Source organism: Vibrio sp. MOR3 (assembly GCF_001557775.1).
In the GTDB taxonomy this organism is placed as follows: domain Bacteria; phylum Pseudomonadota; class Gammaproteobacteria; order Enterobacterales; family Vibrionaceae; genus Vibrio; species Vibrio jasicida.
This window is the reverse complement of sequence record NZ_LNRD01000002.1, coordinates 1-24338: the sequence shown is the minus strand read 5'-3', so window position 1 is coordinate 24338 and position 24338 is coordinate 1. Positions and strand designations below refer to the sequence as shown.

General features: G+C 46.2%; 20 protein-coding genes. 12 read left to right on the top strand and 8 right to left on the bottom strand.

The window, feature by feature from the left end; all coding sequences use genetic code 11:
• Nucleotides 1-34: 34 nt before the first annotated feature.
• From ATB76_RS04695 to ATB76_RS04675, 5 genes are read right to left on the bottom strand one after another with little or no spacing between them, the layout of a single operon-like run.
• Nucleotides 35-1813 (bottom strand): bifunctional molybdopterin-guanine dinucleotide biosynthesis adaptor protein MobB/molybdopterin molybdotransferase MoeA, encoded by a 1779-nt coding sequence (locus ATB76_RS04695; RefSeq protein ID WP_061034769.1) that lies wholly within the window; start codon nt 1811-1813, stop codon nt 35-37.
• Nucleotides 1810-2397 carry a molybdenum cofactor guanylyltransferase MobA gene (gene mobA, locus ATB76_RS04690; RefSeq protein WP_061034768.1) on the bottom strand — a complete coding sequence of 196 codons (588 nt, stop codon included), beginning with the start codon at nt 2395-2397 and terminating at the stop codon, nt 1810-1812. The genes ATB76_RS04695 and mobA overlap by 4 nt, the downstream gene beginning before the upstream one ends.
• Complete coding sequence (locus tag ATB76_RS04685; protein WP_061034767.1) at nt 2375-3094, bottom strand: energy-coupling factor ABC transporter ATP-binding protein; 720 nt, start codon at nt 3092-3094, stop codon at nt 2375-2377. Before ATB76_RS04685 ends, mobA begins: the two co-directional genes overlap by 23 nt.
• Nucleotides 3095-3137: 43 nt before the next feature.
• Nucleotides 3138-3836, bottom strand: coding sequence for an ABC transporter permease (locus tag ATB76_RS04680; RefSeq protein WP_005427748.1), 699 nt, complete (start codon nt 3834-3836; stop codon nt 3138-3140).
• A 6-nt stretch (nt 3837-3842) separates the two neighbouring features.
• The gene (locus ATB76_RS04675; RefSeq protein ID WP_005441551.1) at nt 3843-4661 is read right to left on the bottom strand and encodes a substrate-binding domain-containing protein; all 819 of its coding nucleotides are present in this window, start codon (nt 4659-4661) and stop codon (nt 3843-3845) included.
• 343 nt (nt 4662-5004) lie between these two features.
• On the opposite strand from ATB76_RS04675, the gene ATB76_RS04670 reads away from it, so the two are divergent.
• On the top strand, nt 5005-6456 hold the full coding sequence (locus tag ATB76_RS04670) for a sigma-54 dependent transcriptional regulator (RefSeq protein ID WP_038872736.1): 1452 nt from the start codon (nt 5005-5007) through the stop codon (nt 6454-6456).
• Entirely contained in the window at nt 6446-8488 is a 2043-nt protein-coding gene (locus ATB76_RS04665; protein ID WP_038875045.1) for a cache domain-containing protein, read from the top strand. Before ATB76_RS04670 ends, ATB76_RS04665 begins: the two co-directional genes overlap by 11 nt.
• 107 nt (nt 8489-8595) lie before the next feature.
• Here ATB76_RS04665 and ATB76_RS04660 read toward each other — a convergent pair whose 3' ends face one another.
• Both ATB76_RS04660 and ATB76_RS04655 read right to left on the bottom strand, forming a co-directional pair.
• Nucleotides 8596-9474 carry a mechanosensitive ion channel domain-containing protein gene (locus tag ATB76_RS04660; protein WP_061034766.1) on the bottom strand — a complete coding sequence of 293 codons (879 nt, stop codon included), beginning with the start codon at nt 9472-9474 and terminating at the stop codon, nt 8596-8598.
• A 2-nt stretch (nt 9475-9476) separates the two neighbouring features.
• Nucleotides 9477-11822 carry an ATP-binding protein gene (locus ATB76_RS04655; RefSeq protein ID WP_061034765.1) on the bottom strand — a complete coding sequence of 782 codons (2346 nt, stop codon included), beginning with the start codon at nt 11820-11822 and terminating at the stop codon, nt 9477-9479.
• Between the two features lie 400 nt (nt 11823-12222).
• On the opposite strand from ATB76_RS04655, the gene ATB76_RS04650 reads away from it, so the two are divergent.
• Complete coding sequence (locus ATB76_RS04650; RefSeq protein ID WP_038872740.1) at nt 12223-13815, top strand: ABC-F family ATPase; 1593 nt, start codon at nt 12223-12225, stop codon at nt 13813-13815.
• Nucleotides 13816-14099: 284 nt separating this feature from the next.
• Here the strand turns inward: ATB76_RS04650 and ATB76_RS04645 are convergent, their stop codons facing one another.
• On the bottom strand, nt 14100-14924 hold the full coding sequence (locus ATB76_RS04645; RefSeq protein WP_042600824.1) for a formate dehydrogenase accessory sulfurtransferase FdhD: 825 nt from the start codon (nt 14922-14924) through the stop codon (nt 14100-14102).
• Nucleotides 14925-15244: 320 nt separating this feature from the next.
• Here ATB76_RS04645 and ATB76_RS04640 point away from each other — a divergent pair, with 320 nt between their 5' ends.
• From ATB76_RS04640 to ATB76_RS04600, 9 genes are all read left to right on the top strand, one after another.
• Nucleotides 15245-15709, top strand: coding sequence for a DUF3305 domain-containing protein (locus ATB76_RS04640; RefSeq protein ID WP_042600795.1), 465 nt, complete (start codon nt 15245-15247; stop codon nt 15707-15709).
• A complete protein-coding gene (locus tag ATB76_RS04635) occupies nt 15699-16337 on the top strand; it encodes a DUF3306 domain-containing protein (RefSeq protein ID WP_042600798.1) in 639 nt (212 codons plus the stop codon). The genes ATB76_RS04640 and ATB76_RS04635 overlap by 11 nt, the downstream gene beginning before the upstream one ends.
• A 310-nt stretch (nt 16338-16647) precedes the next feature.
• Nucleotides 16648-18309, top strand: a complete 1662-nt coding sequence (locus ATB76_RS04630) for a 4Fe-4S dicluster domain-containing protein (protein WP_061034764.1) — start codon at nt 16648-16650, stop codon at nt 18307-18309.
• A 9-nt stretch (nt 18310-18318) separates the two neighbouring features.
• On the top strand, nt 18319-18951 hold the full coding sequence (locus ATB76_RS04625; RefSeq protein WP_061034763.1) for a molecular chaperone: 633 nt from the start codon (nt 18319-18321) through the stop codon (nt 18949-18951).
• A gap of 73 nt (nt 18952-19024) precedes the next feature.
• Nucleotides 19025-19225, top strand: coding sequence for a twin-arginine translocation signal domain-containing protein (locus tag ATB76_RS04620; protein ID WP_005427585.1), 201 nt, complete (start codon nt 19025-19027; stop codon nt 19223-19225).
• Between the two features lie 10 nt (nt 19226-19235).
• Nucleotides 19236-22091, top strand: coding sequence for a formate dehydrogenase subunit alpha (locus ATB76_RS04615; RefSeq protein ID WP_033006499.1), 2856 nt, complete (start codon nt 19236-19238; stop codon nt 22089-22091).
• A gap of 11 nt (nt 22092-22102) precedes the next feature.
• Entirely contained in the window at nt 22103-22711 is a 609-nt protein-coding gene (gene fdh3B, locus ATB76_RS04610; protein WP_005427693.1) for a formate dehydrogenase FDH3 subunit beta, read from the top strand.
• Nucleotides 22712-22724: 13 nt separating this feature from the next.
• On the top strand, nt 22725-23777 hold the full coding sequence (locus tag ATB76_RS04605; RefSeq protein ID WP_042600801.1) for a formate dehydrogenase subunit gamma: 1053 nt from the start codon (nt 22725-22727) through the stop codon (nt 23775-23777).
• A complete protein-coding gene (locus ATB76_RS04600; RefSeq protein ID WP_038875061.1) occupies nt 23761-24177 on the top strand; it encodes a hypothetical protein in 417 nt (138 codons plus the stop codon). Before ATB76_RS04605 ends, ATB76_RS04600 begins: the two co-directional genes overlap by 17 nt.
• Nucleotides 24178-24338 lie beyond the last annotated feature (161 nt).

Here is a 24338-nt window from a genome sequence, read left to right as displayed (position 1 = left end):
GTCAGACACGCTGACCTTTGAATTCTGAATCGGCCTAGATTCTGCCTTGAAGTGGGATAATTGTCACGCTTTCTCCCGATTTTACTGTATCAACAGCAGGGGAGATTTCGATCAAACAGTTCGCCTCACTCATAGAGCGCAGAATACCAGAGCCTTGTTTACCCGTTGTGCGAACGGTTAGGCGACCTGTTTCGTCTAGCTCGTAAATACCACGGCTAAACTCGGTACGACCTTGGCGAGAGCGCAGATTTTCTGTCGCAATGGCACTGACTTTGAGTGGCTTCCAACCTTGTTCACCTTGCATCTTACGCAGAGCAGGCTCAACAAAGTTGATGAATGAAACCATCACCGCCACAGGGTTACCCGGCAAACCAAAGAAAGGCTTATCGTTGATTTGACCAAACGCAAGCGGACGACCAGGGCGCATGTTGATACGCCAGAAATCAATTTGACCCAGCTTATCCAATGCCAGCTTAATGTAATCGGCATCGCCAACGGATACGCCGCCAGAAGTCATCACTACGTCGGCTTGCGCAGAAGCATTTTCGAGCGCTTCAATCATCAATTGCTCGTTATCTTCTAGGATACCGAAATCCAAGATCTCGCAACCTAGCTTCTCTAACATGCCCATGATAGTGAAACGGTTTGAATCGTAGATTGAATTCGCTTTCTGTTCTGTACCTGGCGCTTGAACTTCGTCACCGGTAGAGAACACAGCAACTTTCAACTTGCGGAACACATTCGCTTCACCAAAGCCAAGAGAAGCAATCATGCCCATCTCAGGGGAGGCTAGGCGAGTGCCTGCGGTAAACACATCGCTACCAATTGCTAAGTCTTCACCCGCTTGACGAACGTTTTGACCGGTTTTGATGCTTACACCATTGAAAGTGACTGTATCGCCATGCTGTGTTGCCTGTTCACGCATAACAACGGTATCACCATTGATAGGTGTTGGGGCGCCCGTCATGATCTTAACCGCTTGACCAACTTCTAAAGGCTGATCGTAAGCATGACCCGCCATCACTTCAGCAACCACTTGGTAGCTTTCACGCTCGACGTCATCACCGCGAATCGCGTAACCGTCCATCGCTGAGTTTGTGTATTGCGGAACATTCACTGGTGACACAACATGATCTGCAAGCACACGACCGTATGCATCTTCAATCTTGCATGCTTCGGTTTCAGAAACCGTGTTTACCAACGAAAGGATCTTTTCTTGTCCTTGAACCACAGAAAGGAAAGCTGGAGAAAGGGTATCGCAGCAAGCGGCTTCTTTCTCTTTACTCTTTGGTGCTTTCGCTTCTTGAACATACTCAATAACGAACTGGGCAATCGCTTCAAGATCGTTGATGTTCATTTGTGGCAAATCAGAATCCAATTCGCCGCTGTCTGAAGCAATCGCGATAATGTTTTTATCATTTGGATGAAGCCAAGGCTTACCGACTTCTTCACGGTGCAATTCGATCTTTGGGAAGGCAATGTTTTTGCAGCCTTCCACTAGAACCACGTCTAGCTTGTCTTCATCGAAACGCGTCAGAAGGTAATCAAACTCAGATTCTGACTCTGGTGTTTCTGTCATCAGTGCGAAGCGGTTACGAGAAGAGATCAGCATTTGCGATGCGCCCGCTTTACGTAGGCGATGGCTGTCTTTGCCCGGTTGGTCGACATCGAAGTTATGGTGTGCGTGCTTTAGCATACCGATGCGTAAACCCACATCGGTCAACTTTGGTAGTAATGCTTCAAGTAGCGTAGTTTTGCCTGTACCAGAGTAGGCAGCAAAACCAAGAATAGGGATGTTTAGCGTGTGTTTCATGATTCAAGTTGTCCAAATTGCGCCAATTCTTCAGGCGTATTTAAGTTGACGAAACAGTTTGGTGAGTCGCTAAAGTCAACGTAACTGGTGTTGCACTCTTTGTAGAGTAGGATGATCTTACGATCGCCACGTTCTAAAAACGCGGTCAGCTTTGGCAGTATGCGCTTGTGGTAAAGCGTGAAGACAGGTTGTTGGTGGTCGCCATCATGAGCAACCAAAATATCGGTGTCTTCTTTTACTGCATTGCAAAAACGTTCAACAAGGTCGGTGTTGATTTGTGGGCTGTCGCAAGGGACGAAGCCAACCCAATCGGTTTCTGCATGAACTAGGCCCGCGTGGATACCGCCCATCGGACCTGGGAAATCTTTAAATTGATCGCTGAAGACGAAACCAAACGCACGGTAGGCGTCTTGGTTTCGGTTCGCATTGATTAGAATGCGCGGTGTTTGCGGAGATAAACGTTCGATAACGTGTTCGATGAGTGGCTTCTGATTCAGTTCGATCAGACCTTTGTCTTTTCCACCCATGCGGCTGGCTTGACCACCAGCCAAAATGACCCAACTAGTTTGTGTTGGCTGAAGCATATGCGTTCTCTTGGGATGTTTCTTTTGGTATGACATACAAGAGTGGAGACTCTACCAAAGTCTTGTCTTTAATCCACCACTGTTTTTTACATAAATCCGTCAACGCGTTGGCTTGGTGACTGGTCACGACAATACTAGAGCCGCGATCAAGCAGATCTTTTGCCATGATAACCAGACGTTCAATCGACTCTTGGTCGAGAGAGGCACTTGGTTCATCCATCAACAAAATCGATGGTTTTAAGATCCAAGCTCGTGCCATTGCTACGCGTTGCTTCTCACCGCCGGACAATACAGAGATGTGTTCGTCGGCTAAGGTTTCTAACCCTACCATGCGTAGCGCACTAATAACTTGAGCTCGCTTATCTTTTGCCGTGTCTTGTTGATATTTAACTCCATAAACGACGTTTTCATAAACAGTGCCGTCAAAAAGGTAAGGAGACTGATGGAGATAAATCACATCAACACGACCATTGCGGCGCGTCCACTTCTTCAACCAAGTATCTTTCGGTGCCACCACTTTACCCGTTGAAGGCTTGAGCAAACCTGCAAGGATCTTGAGTAGAGTGGTTTTACCAACGCCATTGTCACCTTTTAGGTAAATCGCGTCGTTTGGACCAATGGCCAATTCAGGGATGTGGAAAAGCACACGCTCTTTAAAGCGCATGGACAATTGCTCGGCGGTAACTTTTATAGTCATAATTCACCCTTACATTGGGTCGATGGCGAGTCGATTGCTTGCTTCATGTTCTTAGATAGCCTTTGCCTCTCATGCTCGATAAGAGGAAGTTGAGCGCTAACGCTAACGATAGTAATACAATTCCTAATGCAACTCCTTGCGCAAAAGCACCTTTACTACTTTCCATAGCAATGGCAGTCGGAATATTACGGGTTACGCCCATAATGTTGCCACCAACCATCATTGAACAGCCTACCTCTGTGACGATTCGTGAGAATCCCGCAATGATAGCTGCCAATAAAGGAAAACGTGTCTCCCAGATCATAGTAGCAGCGATACGAGGGATTGACGCACCTAACGTAATCGCTGTTTCAACTGCGCGACGGTCACTTGATTGAAGCGCACCGTGCATCATGGAAACCAGAACCGGAAAACAGACGATCATTTGTCCTAAGATCATGGCTTTTTGCGTAAACAGCATTTGCCAATCACCCAAAGGGCCTGCTCTTGAAAGCATCATGTACAACAGCAAACCAATCACGACCGTTGGCACCGCCTGTAAGGTGTTCACAATGGACAGCAAGAACCACTTACCACGGAAGTCGGTGTAGGCTAGGACAAAAGACATCAAAATAGACGGCAATACCACCAAAGATATTGCCGTAATAGAAACACTAAAGGAGACCGCAACGATCTCCCATAGGTCTGCATCAAAATTCACCAATAAGCGCAAGGCTTCTAGTGTTGTATCAGCAAGATTCATATTGCGTTATTTGCTCTCAGCATTCGCAACGAACAATTGTTTACCATTCAGACGGAAGCCATTGATCAGCTCTTGACCGCGTGGGTTCACCAACCAGTCACTGAAAGCCTTCGCACCTTGGTAGTTGATGGTTGGGTAACGCTCTGGGTTCACCAAAATCACTTGGTACGGGTTAAACAGTTTTTCGTCGCCTTGGAATAGAATCGCAAGATCCAATTTGTTTTGGTAAGCCAACCAAGTACCACGGTCGGTCATCGTGTAGCCTTGCATTTCTGACGCCATGTTTAGAGTAGGGCCCATACCTTGACCTACGCTGCGGTAGCCACCAAAGTTTGGTTCCATCTTAGTTTGCGCCCAGATGCCTAGTTCTTTTTTGTGTGTACCAGAATCATCGCCACGAGAGATGAATGTCGCGTCTTTGTTTGCGATCTCTTTGAATACGTCTAGTACTGACGCATCGTCTTTTACTTGTGCTGGGTCAGCTTTAGGGCCAACGATAACGAAGTCGTTGTACATCAGTTTACGAGGAAGGACGCCGTAGCCGTTCTCAACAAACACACCTTCTGCTTTAGGAGCGTGTGTCATAACCAAATCAACGTCGCCGTTTTCACCCATCTTCAGCGCTTTACCAGTACCAGCAGCGATGATATCTACTTTGTAGCCAGTGTCTTTTTCAAATTGAGGAAGTAGGTAGTCCAGTAAGCCAGAGTGGTAAGTACTTGTTGTTGTCGCCAGACGAATGTGTTCGCCATCTTGAGCTGAAAAAGCAGAGTAGCTTACAAGAGTGATTGACGTTGCAGCTAGAGTCAGCGCAATTTTTTTCATTTTAGTTGTTTCCTTTCCAATGATTCTTTGGCTTCTTAAGTCTTGGGTTACTAAAGAAGTCGCCAGAGCGTCATAGCGCGCTCATATCACAAGTCATCTTAGGGTGGAGGAGCGAGAAGCGATGGTATTGCATTGATGTCTCCCACATCCTGAGGTCACTTGGACACTCCATATAGCAAACAAGATGCCAACATTTTACAAGCTCAAAATGTTTGATTTATGCGCTAATTCATGGACTTATTTGCATAAAAATTTGCGTTGGTACAAAATGTCGCACTTTTTGTAGGGTATCTCTGTTTAAACTTGGTACACTCTGTCCCATTCCAATCCAACTGGGGTAAATATGTCTACTCAATCCCATATTAGTACAAACCAACAATACAACGCTTTTTCAGTACTGGTCGTTGATGACGAACTCGGTATGCAAGCCATCCTTAAAAAGGCTCTGGGCAAACTGTTTTCGCAAGTCGATACAGCGGGTAGCATTGAAGAAGCGGAAGAACTGCGTAATTCACGCCACTACGACTTGATTCTGTTGGATATCAACTTGCCGGGGCGTTCAGGGATTGAATGGGAAGAGGCGTTTGAAGATGACGACAAACGCGCGGATGTCATCTTCATGACTGGCTACGCGGATTTGGAAATTGCAATTCGAGCACTGCAGCTTGGTGCGTCGGACTTTATCCTCAAGCCGTTTAACCTAGAGCAGATGTTGAAAGCGGTCAGCCGTTGTATGGATCGTCGTTTGACTGAGCGCATGCAATACGCGATGAAACGTGACTATCAGCGTCTTCACACGTCAGAAATCATTGGCGGCTCTGAGAAAACCCGTCAACTCAAACAGCTGATTACCCAGTTTGCGCCTTCTCGCGCATCAGTCTTGGTCGAAGGTGAGTCGGGAACAGGTAAAGAGCTCGTTGCGCGCGGCATTCACCAAGCGAGTGGTCGCACAGGACCATTTGTCCCACTTAACTGTGGTGCGATTGCACCAGAGCTTTTAGAGAGTGAACTATTCGGGCATACCTCAGGTGCTTTCACGGGCGCTAAAAAGTCTCGCGAAGGCCTTTTCCGCGTAGCGAACGGAGGTACATTATTCCTTGATGAAATTGGTGAAATGCCGTTATCCATGCAAGCGTCACTGCTGCGCGTGTTAGAGCAGCGTACCATTCGTCCGGTCGGTTCTGAACGCGAAATCAGCATTGATGTGCGCATTGTCGCGGCGACCAACCGTAATCTGCAAGAAGAGGTCAACAAAGGCAACTTCCGTAGCGACCTTTACTACCGTTTGAACGTGTTGAAGATTGAAGTCGCTCCCCTGCGTGAGCGCAAAACCGATTTGTTCGAGCTTGTGCCTTATTTTAGCAACATGCTAACGAGCGAACTGGGTATGCAAGCACCGAAGTGGGCGCATGAGGATATGGAAGCGATGAGTGAGTACGAATGGCCAGGTAATATTCGTGAGCTGAAAAACCTCATTGAGCGCTGCATCTTGTTAGGCAAACCGCCCGCGCACCATTGGCGTGAATTGAATGGAGGACATGCGCTGCCTAACGTGTCGATCACGGTTTCTCATACTGCAGAGCTGCCAACATTCAAAGAGGGCAGAGAGTTCAGCGGTGAAGGTTACCCAAACACTTGGACGTTAAAAGAGGTTGAAAAAGCGCATATACAACAAGTAGTTACTCTTCATGAAGGCAATAAATCTGCCGCTTCACGTGATTTGGGTGTGGCAAGAAAAACCCTAGAGCGCAAATACAAAGAGTGGGACTCTGAGGACGAGGATTATGCCGAATAGTACTTGGCAGCAACGCAAGGGATTGTCTAAATGGGCGTATCGGTTCAAAACAATGGTGCGCTATCGATTATTGATTTTGACCTCCGCGCCAATCTTTTTAACGTCATTGGCATTGATTGGTATCACGATCTATTGGTCGATTCACTATACGTGGCAAAATGCGCTGCTGGACGTTTCAGAACGTCTTGGTGTGGCCAATAACAGCATCACCTTGCTACAACAAAAACAAGCGAACTACGTGAAATCGTTCGCGGACTCTTATGATTTTCGTACCCGAGTGAACCAAAATGTCCCACAAGCAGAATTGCAAAAGTGGGTTACTGCGCAGAAGAAACGCTACGGGTTGGATTTTTTGTCCTTCCAACGTGTTAATTCGATGGAAAACAAATTCCGCTTTATGGATTTAACCAAGCGCGAATCTTTCTTCGATGTTCTGGACAGAAAAGAACTGGAAAAGCTAGACCCCGAACTCGCAAAACGTGCTGAAGTACCGATTCTAAAAAATGGTGGTGTGGAAGCGCGTGGCTTGGTGAGTCGAACCGTAATACCGGTTTACAGCCAGCAGAATGATTTAATTGGCTTCTTAGATGGCGGTTTGCTGCTCAACAACAGCACGGTATTGGTCGATCAAATTCGTGATCTTATCTATTTGAGTGATAACGACACCCTCCGTCCAGTGGGGACTCTGACGGTATTTTTGGATGATCTTCGTGTTAGTACCAATGTTCCCTTAGACAGTGACCAACGTTTGGGGCGCGCTATTGGTACGCGAGTGAGTTCTGAGGTGTACAACAAGGTATTGGAGGAAGGTGAGCAATGGGTCGACCGCGCGTTTGTTTACGATGCTTGGTATATCACCGCATATCAGCCAATCAAAGACCAATACGATAATGTCATCGGTATGCTCTACACCGGTTACTTGATGTGGCCATTCGTAAAAGCCTACATGACCAATATCGTCGAGATAAGCTTGATCACTTTAATGCTGCTCTTAGTTTCTGGTGTGATGGTATATCGAGGCTCACGAGACTTATTCCGTCCAATTGAACGCATCCATAAAGTCGTGAAATTAGTTCAGTTGGGTAAAGAAAAACGTATTGGGCCTCTCGGACTAGACGAACACCACGAGCTGGCTCAGTTAGCTCGCCAATTCGACAATATGTTGGATGCACTTGAAGATCGTAAAGTCGAGCTTAAAAACTCTGCGATGCAACTTGAGGGTAAAGTTCAAAAACGTACGGCGAGTTTGAAGGAAAAAACAGAACAGCTCGAACTCCATATTCAGCTGCTCAACCAAACGCGTGACAAACTGGTGGTCAACGAAAAGCTTGCCGCACTGGGTGAGTTAACTGCGGGTATTGCACACGAGATTAACAACCCAACCGCAGTGATTCTGGGTAACGTTGAATTGATTCAGTTTGAGTTAGGTGAAGAGGCAAGCCGCGTTCAGGAAGAAATTGACGCCATTCACGCTCAAATTGACCGCATTCGTAATATCACGCGTAGTTTACTGCAATACAGCCGTCAGGGTGGTGTGCAAGACGAAATTACGTGGCAACACGTGAACCCAATCATTGATGAGAGTATTACGCTGGTTAAAACCGGTACTAAGAAGCGCGACATCGAGTTTGTCACCGATTTACAGGCTCATACTTCGGTCGAGATCAATCGCCACCACTTGTTGCAGATTCTGGTGAACTTGCAGATGAATGGCATTCATGCGATGGACGGCAGAGGTAAGCTAACCGTCGTGAGTGATGATTGGATTGAAGACGGCGAACTGAAAGGTGCAGCGATTCATGTCACCGATGAAGGTTGCGGTATCAAGCCAGAAAACTTAAGTCGTATCTTCTCGCCGTTCTATACAACTAAGCGTGACGGTACTGGTCTAGGGCTTTCTGTTTCGCAAAGTATTCTTAGCCAAACAGGCGGCGAACTAAAAGCTGAATCGGAATGGGGCAAAGGAAGCACATTCAGTATCTATCTGCCTAAAAAAGCCGAGTTGCTACTTGACGTTATGAATATTGTTTAGCGCTATTCTTAAACTGACTATGAGTCCCAATCAAATAAAAAGGGTCGGTAAATTTACTGACCCTCTTTGTATCTGTTCCTCTCTAAGTGCGAGAGGAAAACGTCGAATTAACCCGTATGCACCGCAATCTTTGGAGGATTGATTCCGTGCTTTTTAAACTCTTTCATTACACGTAGAGTAATGTCGGTTTCAAAGAGCTTTTCGTAGGCGGTATCTACCACATACGCCTTACACGTTAACTGAATTGCTAAGTAGTTATCAGTAATCGTCTGTTTTACGAGAACCGTCACAGGCTTCGGTAGATGGATATAGCGACTTGAAGAGGCCGCTTCCTGAATTAAATCACGTGCTAGCGCAATGTCTTCATTCATGGCTACATAGAACGGAATCACCACCTGCATATCCAACGCACCATAGTTGCCGCTGACCACAACTTCACTCAAGAACTTGTTGTTTGGAATCGTAATGATGTCATCGGTTAGGGTACGCATACGCACAGAGCGCAAACCAATAGCAATAATATCGCCGTAGTTACCTTCAAACGTGACGCGGTCACCAACTTGGAACGGTCTATCCACCATAACCGTCATACCCGCGATGAACGATGCCGCTAGATCTTTCATTGCAAAACCAACGGATACCGCCAACGTACCACCAATCAAAGCAAGGATCTGGTCGTTGATGCGAAAGCTCATCATAAATACCACAGAGCCGGCGGTTAAGTAGATAAAGAACTGCAGGAATGATTGGAGCTTTTGCAGCACCATTCGATACTGCACAAATTGGCTACCAATACTTTCTACCATCGAGCTCATGAACTTAAGCAACAACCATGTACATGCAATTACGATGATAGAGAAGAACACGCCGCTCCAGCGAATTAAGCTGGCAATTTGCGAGATATTATCGACACTCGCGATTTCTTCAGTCGCCAATGCAGGGGAGCTCAATAAACAAAGAGCCAATACGGTGAGTAGTTTTTTCATCGTTATTTCACCAATAAATGTTGACGGTCGAGAACGTTAGTAATATGACGGAACCAGTGGTCCGACACGCGAGCTTTGTCTTCGCTCCACTCAATAAAGCCACGGCTTTGGAAGTAGCGAAGAGTTCCGATAACTTCCGCAATACTGAGCTGGGTACATTCAGACAACTCCTCTGGCGATGCCACTTCAAGCTGAACAATAGAACGCAGAACGGCCAGCATGGGCTTCGGCATTTTCTCAAGCTCTTGAGATTCTGGTGCGTGGAACAATCGAACCACCACTTGTTGCGTCTCTTTATCCTGACGTAGAGACAAGCGGAAAAAGCGCAAGCCAACTGTCGGGTTACCATCTGAGTAATGCCACAGAATACGGTAGAAGCCTTGTTTAGCTCGTTCTTCTTCAGTGATGTCTTCTTGGTCCCATTGTTTAGGGACGACAAGACCATCAAAGGTCACTGGATTTTCAATCTGTTGGTTAATACGTGTATCAAACAGCGCAGACAGTTGTTTTTCACTCCAGCGCGGCATAAATGCCACCCAGTCAAACAACAAACGTTCGCCACGAGCACGGTCGACGAAACGCCAGCTCGCTTTCTCAATCGCCATGACAACGCGGTGGTTCTTCTTAGAGCGGCGAAGTAGGTTAGTCAGCTTGATTAGGCCGCCTAAACCACCCACCATCGGCTTAACTAAGCGTTGGGCGTTATCGACGGCGATAAGGTAAGGCGTATCACTTTTACGAAGATGCGCAAGAACCTGAATTTCAGACGCGTCTTCTTCCAACCCAAGCTGCAGAGCCAACTCTTTTAGCAACTCGCTGTAACCTGCGTATGGACAGTTCAAATAAAGCGGTTCGGCGTTCTTCACTTTGTTCAGGATAGTGCGTAGGAAGGTTGTTGTACCAACGCCACGCTCACCCGAGATAACGCACACGGCAGGGCTGTCTGTCAGGAGATATTTAGACAGATGCTTGATTTCATCAGAGGCGTAGTCCACCAACTCGCTTTCTTCGATACCTGGGAGAATATAGTCAAACGTTTGCTCGCCTTTGATTCTTACGAGATTAGTATCTGCACCGTTATTTCCCGTTTGTTTTGCGACTTCAATACGGAACAAATACGCTAAAGCTTGGCTAAACATGGTGTAGTTAGACAACATGGCAACAATGCGGTGTTTAAAGCTGTGCAGCATAATCCACACAGCACAAATAGCCGTACCGATGATGCTTAGTAACAAGGTATCTTTACGTCGGATGGCCCAGTTTACCCAAACAGGGCGGTCAGAGAGCTTTTCCGCGACTTCAAATACCTTCTTACGCCATAGGCGCAATACCGACAGTGTCACCAATACAAACCAAAAGAACAGTGCGCTGTAGATCCAAGAATAAATGGTGCCTTTGCCTAGTGTTCGAATCGAGATTTGCAAAATCACGCCTGCGACAATCGCGCTCCATACATAGCGACGAATGGTCGATAGACGCAGCGCAATCACTTCTTGGCTGGTACTACGACTGTTACGGTAAGCAAACTCTAAAATGAAGCTGATGGCAATAGAACCACCCAACACCCACCACGTGAAGATCTCGAGAATGATCAAATGCTGCAAGCTCGGGATTTCTGATAGCACGCGAAGAGAAAGCGTAATTGCAATCAACCAAGCAATCGCCCGGTGTGCACGACTAATGTACCAAATCAAACGAACCCAAATCGGAGGCTTGGCCACATTGTCTAATTGCGTTTCACGGAACAGCGTAATGATGCGCTTGCTGTTGGTTAACCACCAAACCAACCCAAAGTAAATAAACAGTACTTTAATGCCTGCCCAAAGTACTGGGATTGGTGAAATGAACACCTCTTTTATCAGCGATTGGAATGAACGAACCTGGAAGAATAGTAAGTATTCCGCATTCAATTGAGTTTGACGCCACTCTTGCTTGAATTGGGTCACACCATAAGGACCAAAGCCAGTTAGCTTGTCGTGTGTAATCGGATCCGTGAGCGCTAATAATCGCTCTTTGCTTTGACCAAGACTGTTCAGAGTCAAATTGCTAGACTGAGTTTCAAACCACTCTTTGTCTTCACCAGACTCGCGATAAGCTTTTAAATGTTGGTCAAAGATGAGGGTTTGTTTGCGCTGCTCGTTCATCACTGCATTAAGCAGTTGATTGACTTTGCGTTTGTCTTGGTCAGACATAAACAAAGGTTCAGGCAATTTGTTTATCTCCTGAGTGATCTCTTGCGCCACTGGCAATACTTGAGGCTCAGGTTGGAATTCGTACTCCCACTCAGCGTGAGCGGGTAAAGAAAGCACGAGACCGACTAGCATTAAAATGCGCGCCATGAAATGCATAAAATTCTCTTAAAACTTATAAGGTTAGAGTTAGTGTAGTTGCTTTATCGCGATATGCGAGTTTTACCCAATGACCGTGCGTGATGTTGCGATTTCCTTTGAGAAACGGATGCTCAATAAAGGAATAACGTACGGAATTGATAAAAGGGGACGCACTATAAACCCAATCTCATGGGGTATGTCAATGCTTAGTCATGACAGATTTATGTCTCACTTTTGAACCCGTTAGGGTAAGAACCTTTAGGAATGGCAAGGTTTATGTTAGCCAAATCTCAAAAAACAACCGAACGAAGAAAGCTTTTTCTCATTAATTAATAAAAACAAAACTTGAAGTGTGTAGCCTTAAGCAGTAACGTTGCGCGGTTTTTCCCAATAAACTTGAATTGCTAAGGTAAAGGTTTTGATTTCCACAGCGAATATTACTCAACAATTTGGCGCTAAGCCGCTATTTGAAAACATCTCAGTTAAGTTTGGCGAAGGTAACCGCTACGGCTTAATCGGGGCTAACGGTTGTGGTAAATCAACCTTTATGAAAATCCTGAGTGGTGAGCTAGAGCAAACTAGCGGTAACGTAAGCTACGATCCGAACGAGCGCGTTGCAAAACTGAACCAGGACCAGTTCGCATATGAAGAGTTCACGGTTATCGACACGGTAATCATGGGCCATAAAGAACTATGGGAAGTGAAGCAAGAACGTGACCGTATTTACTCTTTACCAGAAATGAGCGAAGAAGACGGCATGAAAGTGGCTGACCTTGAAGTTCAGTTCGCGGAAATGGACGGTTACATGGCCGAGGCGAAAGCGGGTGAGTTGCTTCTTGCTGTAGGTATCCCAATGGAGCAACACTTCGGTCTAATGAGTGGAGTGGCGCCAGGCTGGAAACTTCGTGTGCTTCTAGCGCAGGTTCTATTTGCTGACCCTGATGTGATGCTTCTTGACGAACCAACCAACAACTTGGATATGGATACTATCCGTTGGTTGGAAGACACGCTAAACGCGCGTAACTGCACCATGATCATCATCTCGCACGACCGTCACTTCCTAAACTCAGTATGTACGCACATGGCTGACTTGGATTACGGTGAACTACGTGTTTACCCAGGCAACTACGACGAGTACATGACAGCGGCTTCCCAAGCTCGTGAACGTCTGCTGAACGACAACGCGAAGAAGAAAGCACAAATCGCTGAACTACAAACGTTCGTTGCGCGTTTCTCTGCAAACGCATCGAAAGCAAAGCAAGCGACATCTCGTGCGAAGCAAATCGACAAGATCAAACTGGACGAAGTGAAAGCGTCTAGCCGTCAAAACCCATTCATTCGTTTTGAACAGTCTAAAGAGTTGTTCCGTAACGCTCTGATTGTTGAAAACCTAAGCCAAGGTTTTGAAGACGATCTGTTTGCTAACTTCAATGCGATTTTTGAAGTCGGTGAGCGCGTTGCAATCATCGGTGAGAACGGTGTGGGTAAAACAACCCTACTAAACACACTTGCTGGCGTACTAGAGCCTCGCTCTGGTGAGTTCAAGTGGTCTGAAAACTCAAACATTGGCTACTACGCGCAAGACCATGCGCATGACTTTGCAGAAGATATGAACCTGACCGATTGGATGGGTCAATGGCGTCAAGAAGGCGACGACGAGCAAGTGGTCCGTGGTTTCCTAGGTCGTATGCTGTTTGGTCAAGACGACATTAAGAAGTCAGTAAAAGTACTGTCGGGTGGTGAGCAAGGTCGTATGTTGCTTGGTAAGCTAATGATGCACAAACCAAACATGCTGCTAATGGACGAACCAACCAACCACATGGATATGGAATCTATCGAATCATTGAACACGGCACTAGAGCAGTACAAAGGCACATTGTTCTTCGTATCGCACGACCGTGTATTCGTAGACTCACTAGCTACGCGTATCATCGAAATCCGTGATGGTAAAATCACAGACTTCAAAGGCACTTACTCTGAGTTCCTAAAATCTCGTGGTATTGAAGGCTAATCCTTCTTCCGAATAAAGAAAAAGACCTCATCGCGAGGTCTTTTTTTATGTCTATTCTTTGTGAGCGCTAATTCTTTGCTAGCGCTAGGTTGTGGCGTTCAATCCTTAAATTGCCTCATTAGATAAGCATAAATGCCAACGAGCCCGAAAGTAATGATCATCGAAACGATGATACCGCTTGGGGTGAGTAGATAATTCCACAGTTGATCGTTGTTCATCGTTCACATCCTTTGTGAATCCATATGATTGTTTAAGTCTAACTCATTTGGCGACTTAATGATGAGTTATTGATTTCCCTTTACGTCAAAATCAATTTTCTCTGCGCCTGTGAATACTTGGAAACGTAAACCTTTAGCACGAGCGATAGTGGTAATGCCAAACTTCTTGGCTAGATCTAAGCCCATTTGCGTAACGCCAGAGCGAGACAGCAAAACTGGAATGCCCATTTGAGCGACCTTGATTACCATCTCTGATGTAAGGCGACCAGTCGTGTAGAAAATTTTATCTTCGCCGGTTTCTTGGTTAAGCCACATTTCGCCCGCGAGGGTATCAACAGCATTGTGGCGACCAACATCTTCCACAAATGACAGTACTTTATCGCCTTTGCACACTGCACAGCCATGAACTGCACCAGCTTTCTTGTAAGTGTCATTATAGTGCGTCAACGCTTCTAACGAGGTGTATATCTCAGACTGTTTGAGTGGCATTTGTGGCACTTGATAATCTTCAAGCTGCTTCATTACGTTGCCGTACATAGTGCCTTGACCACAACCAGACGTGACGGTCTTCTTCTTCAATGCACCTTCAAGATGTTCTATGTTCTCGTTGGTGATAACCGCAGCTGTGTGCGTTTCCCAATCGATAATCACAGATTCAATCGCTTCAGGATCTGACAAGAAGCTCTGGTTCTTCAAATAACCCAATACAAGTGCTTCTGGGCGAGAACCGAGTGTCATCAGTGTGACAATCTCTTTCCAGTTCAACATGACGGTAAGAGGGCGTTCACACGCAATTTGCTTAGTCAGCTTCTCACCGTATTCGTCAAACACTTCTACTTCGATGGTCTGTAGGGGATTTTCACTGGTTTTAATAATGTTTGGTTTTACCACAGTCATGTCCTGATGAATGAGAGAGCTCATGGACGCTCTCATTGATGGGTTCTTTTGTCTTAACAAGGATTACAAAGCAATTCTCATTCCAAAATAGCGGGTATAAATGAAATTGCGAGGCTTTACGTCAAATGTCTGCTAAAACTGAGAGTTCGCAGTAATGACACAGACTCACACTGACGGCTAGACTAATTTTGTATAGAGAGAAAAGTGAGTTTGATTTGGCGCGTTTATTGCTTTGTAACGCTAAAATGGTTGAAAGCAAAGTACAAAATGTCCTTTTCTGTCTTCAAGCCTACATAGAACAAACTGGATGAGTTATGTCGAATACGAAAGAGTTCGAGAACAAATACGAAAAAACAGAAGATTCATGGCCAATTGGCGTTGATTTGGTAGAGCACGAAATCAGCACTGGGATTTGGGTTACGACTCAATGGCAGCTTGCAGGTTTTGAAATCACGCCAACGGATGAGACTCAAGATGTGTGTTTACTGCAACTGCATAAAGATGAGCGCACTGATTACCGATTTAATCTAAGTTCTCAGCAACCTAAGTTGTTTTTAATTATGGATAATGTGGATTCTGGTGAAAAACCAATAATTCAATTGCTTACTGCCTCTCAAACGGTTGCTGCACAATATATGGATGGCGATAACCTAGTGTTGTCCAATGATATGCCATTAGCCATTCAAGCTTGGATGGAAGCCTTTATTGGTCGCCATGGTGAGTTATTAGAAGTAAGACGTAAGAAACGCAAAGGAGCGGGCAGAGCAAATGGCAACTAGTTTTTTTAGCCGTTGGTCGAAACGTAAATTGGAAGAAACCACTACCGAGTCTACAGACGCTAAGGTAGTGGAGCCTGTTGAATCTACTGAACCAAAAACCGCACTAGCTCATGAAGACTTAAGTACGGAAGCGCAAACATTGGCTACCGAGGCTTCTGTTACTGAGACTGAAGCTAAAGGAGCAATAGCTCAAGAAGCATCAAGCGAAACTACTGATTCTGAAGAGATGTCCGTAGCGCAGCTATTGGTGTCTGAGGCTTCAGAGAGCGTTAAGAAAGCCGCACTGCGTAAGATGTTCTTGTCAGAAGAGTTTAACGTTCGCGATGGTTTGGATGATTACGATGATGACTACAGTAACCTCAAGTCGCTTTCTGAAGGGGTGGCTGAAACACTTCGTGATTGGGTAAAAGAGAAAACGGAAGAAGAACCAGCAGAAGAAACGACACAATTAACTGAATCTCATGAAGAAAGTGATATTGAATCGGCTGATGTAGAACTTGCTGAAGGTGCCGAAATTCCCGAAGAACAAAAAGAACTGGATATAAACACAGCATCTGTTGAAAGTGATAATCTAGAGACAAAACTAGCCCCTGAAGAGGTGGGACAAAATATACCACACAAAGAATAGGTACATTTTGACTAAACGCTCAATGAACCGGCTGAGACAAAATGTCCCAGTCGGTTTTTTTATCCCTACAATTTCTAAGATAAATAGCTAACCTATTGAAAATTAGATGATATTTAATTGGCACGACATTTGCTATCTGTTGCTCATTACCATTCTTGTTGAAGTTAGACCATTTGCCCAACAGGCAGTGATAACCCGGGTGGGACTACCTAAAAGGGGTAGTTACTGACGAGTTAATCAGCAGAATCGCCTGCGCTAACTACAATGAAAGATGGAAGAAACTATCCATGCGTATAAATGGAACTGAGCAATGTTGAAACAACTATTAGAACAAGCAACTTCCAATAACGGTAAAGCGCGTCTGTATGCGTTTGAGAATACCGTAGAGTTGACCAATCTTATTCCACCAACGGTGAGCTACGAGAGTGGCGGTAATACACTGATTGTTGGACCGACTGCCATCATTGAGAGTGCAGCCGCGCAGCTATCTCAAATGAACAGCCTGACACTTCTTTCTACAGACGGAGAGAAAGGCACCAATCCAGAACTGTACTTTGCAAACTCAGTTCAGGTTTCTGGTTTCCTAGGCACGTTTGAAGTGCTTATCGAAAATAACGGTCTAACAAGCAACCTAGCAAAAGTCGCTATTAATAGTGATTGTTTCGATGTTGTTCTCGATCTTTGTCTACGCAGCTGTATGTCAGAAGAGGTTCCGGTTCCGGGTTACTACCCAGTGGGACGCGGCTATCCAAAACTGGCTGAAGCGCTAGAAGAAATCCCAACATTAATGGGTACGTTTGATAAGCCAAAATTCTTCCGTCTGGACACTGACCTATGTGCGCACAGTTCTCGTGGCGTAAAAGGTTGTGAGCGTTGTGTGGATGCTTGTCCTGCTGGCGCACTATCAAGTGAAGGCAGCGATAAAACGGGTCATCGCATCGAGATTAACCCATACCTGTGTCAAGGCGTGGGTACTTGTGCAACGGCTTGTCCGACAGAAGCGATTCATTACGCTCTACCTAATCCTGAAGATACACAAAAATTCATTGAACGCACGCTAGCGAACTACGAGCAAGCGGGCGGTCTGGATCCTATCGTTCTTATCTGTAGCTCTCGTCACGAGACTTACAATGTGATGGCACTGAAAGCGCTACCAGATAACGTGATTCCAATTGTGGTTGAAGAACTGCCTTCTATCGGTATCGATACATGGTTCGCCGCTCTAGTTAATGGCGCGACGCAAGTGCTATTTGCGGCTTCTCGCTTTATGCCTGCAACCATCATTCGTGTTCTGAACAACGAAGTGGGTATCGCGCAAGAGCTATTGGATCAACTTGGTATCGCAAAAGAGACCATCGATATCCTTTACTTGGAATCGCTTCGTGAAGGTCCTCCAACACTATGTACAGATTCATTCGATCTTGCTCTTGGCGATCTTCAAGGTAACAAGCGTCAACGTTTGTTTACTGCGCTGGATGCAATGTCTTCTTCTCGTATTCCGGTTGAGAACATTGTTGAACTGCCTGCGAACGCGCCTTACGGCAATGTTTCTTGTGAGAGCAAAGATTGTACGTTGTGTATGAGTTGTGTGGCGGTTTGTCCAACACGTGCACTTCATACCGATGGTGAATCTCCATCACTTAAATTCGTTGAACAAGACTGTATTCAATGTGGTTTGTGTGAAAAGGCATGTCCAGAGAAAGTTCTGACTCTAACGCCACGCATGAACTGGGTGAAAGAAGAGCGCCAAAAAGCGGTTGTGATTCACGAAGAGAAAGCAGCGGAATGTATTCGCTGTCATAAGCCATTCGCACCTCAGTCTATGATCGATATGCTACAAAACAAGTTACGCGGTCACTCTCATTTCTCTGATGAAGCGGCGATCAATCGTATCGCGATGTGTGAAGACTGCCGTGTGATCGACATGTTTGAGTCGATGGCAGAAGACCCAATGAAACAACTGAAATACTAGGAGCTCGCAGTGGATACACAACGAGAACAAGAACAAACACTGAGAACAGAGATCTACTTGGTTTTGTCAGCGCTCTTCCGTAGCGCACCAAGTGAGGAGATGATCGAGTTCCTGACTTCGCTAGAAGTTGAACCATCAGAAAGCGCAATGCAAAAAGCGTGGATTGCGCTTCAGCAAGCGGCGAAAGATTCCAACCGCGAAGCGCTCGAAGATGAATACCAAGATCTTTTCATTGGTATCGGTCGTGGTGAAGTTATGCCGTTTGGCTCATGGCACATGACAGGTGCAATGATGGAAAAACCACTGGCTGAAATTCGTCACGATTTGGAACTGCTTGGTTTCGAGCGCGATGAAAATGTGAAAGAACCGGAAGACCACATCGCAGCACTTTGTGAAGTGATGTCGATGCTAACGGGTGAAGAAGAAGACCTTCAACAAGCGGTGTTTAACAAACACATCGCACCTTGGTTTAACTCTTTCACTCAACAACTAGAAAACGCACAGAGCGCGACCTTTTATAAGCCAGCAGCTCAGCTGTGTGAGGCGTTCTTAACACTGGAACAAGTGCGCTTTAGCGTGAACACCAAAAGCAGTAAGCACAAATTAAAAATTGATGTGAAAAACGTCACTGATTACGAGTAATCGAGCAGTACTTGGTCATATCGATAGAGGGGCAATAGCCTCCAAAGATCTACCGTAAGGTAAGGAAGCAATGATGAAAGATAATAAAGAAATAAATACAAGCCGTAGGGATCTCCTGAAAGGCTTAACGACTGCAGCCGTAGCTGGTGCGGTTGTCGCTGGAACAACAAAAGTGGCAAGCGCTTCAGAAACGGTTGAGCCTTCTGAAAAAGACGTGAAGAAGAAAGGGTATCGTGAAACTCAACACATTCGCGATTACTACGACACACTTTAGGAGATAACGGATGAAACTTGTCAAACGCTCCGACAGTGTGAGCAAAGAAACCAATCAGCTTGGCGTTTCCCGCCGTGCATTCATGAAAAACACCTCGCTTGCTGCTGGTGGTGCGGTTGTAGGTGCAAGTCTTTTTGCACCGGGCATGATGAAGAAAGCACAAGCTAAATCGGTGGATCCAGAAGCGAAAACAGAAGTAAAACGTACCATCTGTTCTCACTGTTCTGTAGGTTGTGGAATCTACGCTGAAGTTCAAAACGGCGTGTGGACAGGTCAAGAGCCTGCATTTGACCACCCATTCAACGCTGGTGGACACTGTGCAAAAGGTGCAGCACTGCGCGAACACGGTCACGGTGAGCGTCGTCTGAAATACCCAATGAAGCTTGAAAACGGTAAGTGGAAGAAGCTTTCTTGGGATCAAGCGATCGAAGAAATCGGTAACAAGGTGATGGACATCCGCAAAGAGTCGGGTCCTGATTCGGTTTACTGGTTGGGTAGTGCGAAGCACAACAACGAACAAGCGTACATGTTCCGTAAGATGGCGTCGCTTTGGGGTACCAACAACGTTGACCACCAAGCGCGTATCTGTCACTCAACAACCGTAGCAGGTGTAGCAAACACTTGGGGTTACGGTGCAATGACTAACTCTTTCAATGATATGCACAACTGTAAGTCGATGCTGTTCATTGGTTCAAACCCTGCAGAAGCGCACCCTGTTGCGATGCAGCACATCCTGATCGCGAAAGAGAAGAACAACTGTAAGATAGTTGTGGCGGATCCTCGTCGTACTCGTACCGCTGCAAAATCGGATCACTACGTATCTCTACGTCCGGGTTCTGACGTTGCATTCATCTGGGGCGTGCTATGGCATGTCTTTGCGAACAACTGGGAAGACAAAGAGTTTATTCGTCAACGTGTATTCGGTATGGATGAAATCCGTGCAGAAGTGGCTAAGTGGACACCAGCAGAAGTTGAGCGCGTGACTGGCGTTCCTGAGTCTGAAGTTTACCAAACAGCGAAACTGCTTTCTGAAAACCGTCCGGGTTGTATCGTGTGGTGTATGGGTGGTACTCAGCATACGACTGGTAACAACAACACTCGTGCTTACTGTGTACTTGAGCTTGCGCTAGGTAACATCGGTAAATCAGGTGGCGGTGCAAACATCTTCCGTGGTCACGATAACGTACAGGGCGCAACTGACCTTGGCGTATTATCTGACACGCTACCAGGTTACTACGGTCTGTCTGAAGGTTCATGGCGTCATTGGTCGAAAGTGTGGGAAATCGATTACGAATGGATCAAAGGTCGTTTCGATGACAACGCTTACGGCGGTCAAAAACCAATGAACAGTGCAGGTATCCCTGTATCTCGTTGGGTGGATGGTGTTCTTGAAAACAAAGACAACATTCGTCAACGTGAAAACATCCGCGCAATGTTCTACTGGGGTCACGCAGTAAACTCTCAGACTCGTGGTCCTGAGATGAAGAAAGCGATGCAGAAGCTGGATATGATGGTTATTGTAGACCCATACCCAACAGTCGCAGCGGTAATGAACGATCGTACTGACGGCGTTTACCTGCTTCCTGCAACGACTCAGTTCGAAACGCACGGCAGTGTGACAGCATCTAACCGCTCACTTCAGTGGCGTGATCAGGTTATCGAGCCATTGTTCGAATCTAAACCTGACCACGAAATCATGTACCTGCTAACTAAGAAGCTAGGTTATGAAGATCTGCTGTTCAAAAACGTACGCGTAGAGAACAACCAGCCAGTGATCGAAGACATTACTCGCGAATTCAACAAAGGCATGTGGACCATCGGTTACACAGGTCAAAGCCCAGAGCGTCTGAAAGCGCACCAACAAAACTGGCATACATTCCACAAGACATCTCTGGAAGCAGAGGGTGGTCCTGTGAATGGTGAGACTTACGGTCTACCTTGGCCATGTTGGGGCACGCCAGAGATGAAGCATCCAGGCACACACATTCTGTACGATACGTCGAAGACGGTTGCAGAGGGTGGCGGTAACTTCCGTACGCGTTTCGGTGTTGAGTTTGAAGGTCAAAGCCTACTTGCTGAAGACAGCTACTCAAAAGGCTGTGAAATCAAAGACGGTTACCCAGAGTTCTCTGACAAGCTAATCAAACAGCTTGGTTGGTGGGACGACCTAACGGCTGAAGAAAAAGCAGCTGCGGAAGGTAAAAACTGGAAAACTGACCTGTCTGGCGGTATCCAACGCGTAGCAATCAAGCACGGTTGTATCCCATTTGGTAACGCAAAAGCGCGTGCGATTGTTTGGACATTCCCAGACCGCGTGCCGCTACACCGTGAGCCGCTATATACGCCTCGTCGTGACCTTGTAACGGATTACCCAACTTGGGACGACAAAGAAGCAATCTTCCGTGTACCAACGCTTTACAAGTCTATCCAGAAAGAAGACAAGTCTGGCGAATACCCAATCATCCTGACTTCTGGTCGCTTGGTTGAGTACGAAGGTGGTGGTGAAGAAACACGTTCAAACCCATGGCTTGCTGAACTTCAACAAGAAATGTTCGTTGAAGTGAACCCGAAAGACGCAAACGATCTTGGTTTCAAAGATGGCGATGATGTTTGGGTTGAAGGTGCAGAAAAAGGCCGCATCAAGGTGAAAGCGATGGTCACTCGTCGTGTTAAACCGGGTCTGGCGTTCATTCCGTTCCACTTCGGTGGTAAGTTCGAAGGTGAAGACCTACGTCCTAAGTACCCAGAAGGTACGGATCCTTATGTTGTTGGTGAAGCAGCCAACACGGCAACCACTTACGGTTACGACCCTGTTACTTTGATGCAGGAAACTAAAGTAACCCTATGTAACATTCGTAAAGCGTAAGGAGTCTGATAATGGCACGAATGAAATTCCTATGTGACACCAAACGCTGTATCGAGTGTAACGGCTGTGTTACTGCATGTAAGAACGAAAACGATGATGCGCTTGAGTGGGGTATTCAACGTCGTCGCGTAGTAACACTGAACGACGGTGAACCAGGTGAAAACTCAATCTCTGTTGCTTGTATGCACTGTACAGATGCGCCTTGTATGGCGGTTTGTCCAGCTGACTGTTTCGAGCACACAGAAGATGGCATCGTTCTTCACAACAAAGATCTTTGTATCGGTTGTGGTTACTGTCTGTTTGCTTGTCCATTCGGTGCGCCTCAGTTCCCGAAACAAGCGTCATTCGGTGAGCGTGGAAAAATGGACAAATGTACTTTCTGTGCAGGTGGTCCAAACACAGAACCAGGTTCTCTAGAAGAGCGTGAGAAGTACGGTGCGAACCGTATTGCTGAAGGTAAACTACCTATGTGTGCGTCACTATGTTCAACAAAAGCACTGCTAGCGGGTGATGCAGAGAAAGTTTCTGACATCTTCCGTCAACGTGTGGTTGAGCGCGGTGCGAAAAACGCAGGTTGGACAGACGGTAACGATCTTTCTTACGACGCAACCAAAAGCTAAGTAGGAGAGACACATGTTAAATACTCTTAAACGTGCGTCTCTTGTAATGCTGTCTATGATGACAGCATTACTGCTGACCTTCACGATGCCAGCGTCTGCGCAAGAAGACACATCTCCAGTGGTACAACAGGAGATGACGCAACTTGCAGGTGCAGATTTTTGGCGTCAAGTCAAAGAGGGGCAAGAAGGCTATACCACGTCGAAATCAGCGGAACACGGTGTGCTGATCAGTACTCCGGGTGAGACTTGGTACATTCTTAAAGAGAAATGGATGTCTCCTGCGGGCGCTGTCGCGATTTTCGGCAGTATCGCAATGGTTATCATGGCTTACGTATTCGTTGGTCCTCTGATGCTAAGCAAGCCACGTACTGGCAAGAAGATGAAACGCTGGTCTCGACTAGACCGCGCACTGCACTGGAGCATGGCGTTTACCTTCTTAACGCTGGCATTCAGTGGTTTGATGCTGGTTTACGGTAAGCACTTCTTGAAGCCGTACGTACCAACTGAGTTTTGGGGCTTCATCGTCATGTTGGCGAAGCAGTACCATAACTACATGGGTCCTTTGTTCTTTATCTTGCTGATGTTTGTTCTGTTGAAATGGTGGCGTAAGTCCATTCCAACAATGACTGACATTCGTTGGTTCATGAAAATGGGCGGCATGGTTGGTAAGCATAAAGGTACGCATCCATCGGCTGGTTTCTCAAACGGTGGTGAGAAGGCGATTTACTGGCTGTTGATCTTCTTCGGTGCTATTGCTGCAGTGAGTGGCTTAGTTCTGGATTTCCCAATTTTCGGCCAAACTCGCCGCGATATGGAACTATCTAACCTTGTTCACGCGATTTCAGCACTGATTCTGATCTGTGGCTTTATCTTCCACATCTACATCGGTCTATTCGGTATGGAAGGTGCACTAGAAGGTATGGTTACTGGTGAAGTTGACGAGACATGGGCGAAAGAGCACCACGACCTTTGGTATGAAGAAGTGAAATCTAAAGAAGCGATGGGTGAGGCTGACACAGCTCAAACGGACGTAAAAGGAGCGAAGACGAATGAACAAACCTCATAACGGGATTTGGGTTGCCTACATCCTGAGTTGTTTTACCCCGTTTACGTTTTTGATCTCAGGCGTTATCGCAATCATTTACGCGGGTTACCGTTTGGATAAAGGTGAAGACAGTGATGTAGTGAATTCACATTACTACGGCTTGATTCGCACATTCTTCCTGTACTTCACGTTCTTTGTTGTTCTGATCGTAACAGTGGCAACATCGAATGGTGTATTGGTTGGTGTTAGTGACTATTGGGTGCACAGTACCTTGTTAGACACGGTTGCTTATTTCATTCCTTGGGTAGGTATGCTGTTCGCAACGCTTGCGATTCTCGTGTGGTTCCTACGTATGTACCAAGGTATGAACCAGCTGCGCAACAATATGCCGCACAGACCGTCTACAGGTCCAAACCTTTAAAACGGTCTATCTGTTCAAAAGCCTCGCAAACGCGCTGTCTCTTATACACAAATCCCCAAGCTTGTAGCTTGGGGATTTTTTTTGAACTCTTTCAAGTGTGTGTGATCTGATCACTTAGTAATCCTTACTGAAACACTAAGATGACACACTCAGACGCTAAA

What these genes read in the sequence shown, in the direction of transcription:
- ATB76_RS04660 (WP_061034766.1), bottom strand. Translation starts at nt 9,474, where the DNA reads ATGAAAAAACTACTCACCGTATTGGCTCTTTGTTTATTGAGCTCCCCT.
- ATB76_RS04655 (WP_061034765.1), bottom strand. Translation starts at nt 11,822, where the DNA reads ATGCATTTCATGGCGCGCATTTTAATGCTAGTCGGTCTCGTGCTTTCT.
- mobA (WP_061034768.1), bottom strand. Translation starts at nt 2,397, where the DNA reads ATGCTTCAGCCAACACAAACTAGTTGGGTCATTTTGGCTGGTGGTCAA.
- fdh3B (WP_005427693.1), top strand. Translation starts at nt 22,103, where the DNA reads ATGGCACGAATGAAATTCCTATGTGACACCAAACGCTGTATCGAGTGT.
- ATB76_RS04620 (WP_005427585.1), top strand. Translation starts at nt 19,025, where the DNA reads ATGAAAGATAATAAAGAAATAAATACAAGCCGTAGGGATCTCCTGAAA.
- ATB76_RS04680 (WP_005427748.1), bottom strand. Translation starts at nt 3,836, where the DNA reads ATGAATCTTGCTGATACAACACTAGAAGCCTTGCGCTTATTGGTGAAT.
- ATB76_RS04615 (WP_033006499.1), top strand. Translation starts at nt 19,236, where the DNA reads ATGAAACTTGTCAAACGCTCCGACAGTGTGAGCAAAGAAACCAATCAG.
- ATB76_RS04695 (WP_061034769.1), bottom strand. Translation starts at nt 1,813, where the DNA reads ATGAAACACACGCTAAACATCCCTATTCTTGGTTTTGCTGCCTACTCT.
- ATB76_RS04640 (WP_042600795.1), top strand. Translation starts at nt 15,245, where the DNA reads ATGTCGAATACGAAAGAGTTCGAGAACAAATACGAAAAAACAGAAGAT.
- ATB76_RS04600 (WP_038875061.1), top strand. Translation starts at nt 23,761, where the DNA reads ATGAACAAACCTCATAACGGGATTTGGGTTGCCTACATCCTGAGTTGT.
- ATB76_RS04635 (WP_042600798.1), top strand. Translation starts at nt 15,699, where the DNA reads ATGGCAACTAGTTTTTTTAGCCGTTGGTCGAAACGTAAATTGGAAGAA.
- ATB76_RS04630 (WP_061034764.1), top strand. Translation starts at nt 16,648, where the DNA reads ATGTTGAAACAACTATTAGAACAAGCAACTTCCAATAACGGTAAAGCG.
- ATB76_RS04605 (WP_042600801.1), top strand. Translation starts at nt 22,725, where the DNA reads ATGTTAAATACTCTTAAACGTGCGTCTCTTGTAATGCTGTCTATGATG.
- ATB76_RS04665 (WP_038875045.1), top strand. Translation starts at nt 6,446, where the DNA reads ATGCCGAATAGTACTTGGCAGCAACGCAAGGGATTGTCTAAATGGGCG.
- ATB76_RS04685 (WP_061034767.1), bottom strand. Translation starts at nt 3,094, where the DNA reads ATGACTATAAAAGTTACCGCCGAGCAATTGTCCATGCGCTTTAAAGAG.
- ATB76_RS04670 (WP_038872736.1), top strand. Translation starts at nt 5,005, where the DNA reads ATGTCTACTCAATCCCATATTAGTACAAACCAACAATACAACGCTTTT.
- ATB76_RS04675 (WP_005441551.1), bottom strand. Translation starts at nt 4,661, where the DNA reads ATGAAAAAAATTGCGCTGACTCTAGCTGCAACGTCAATCACTCTTGTA.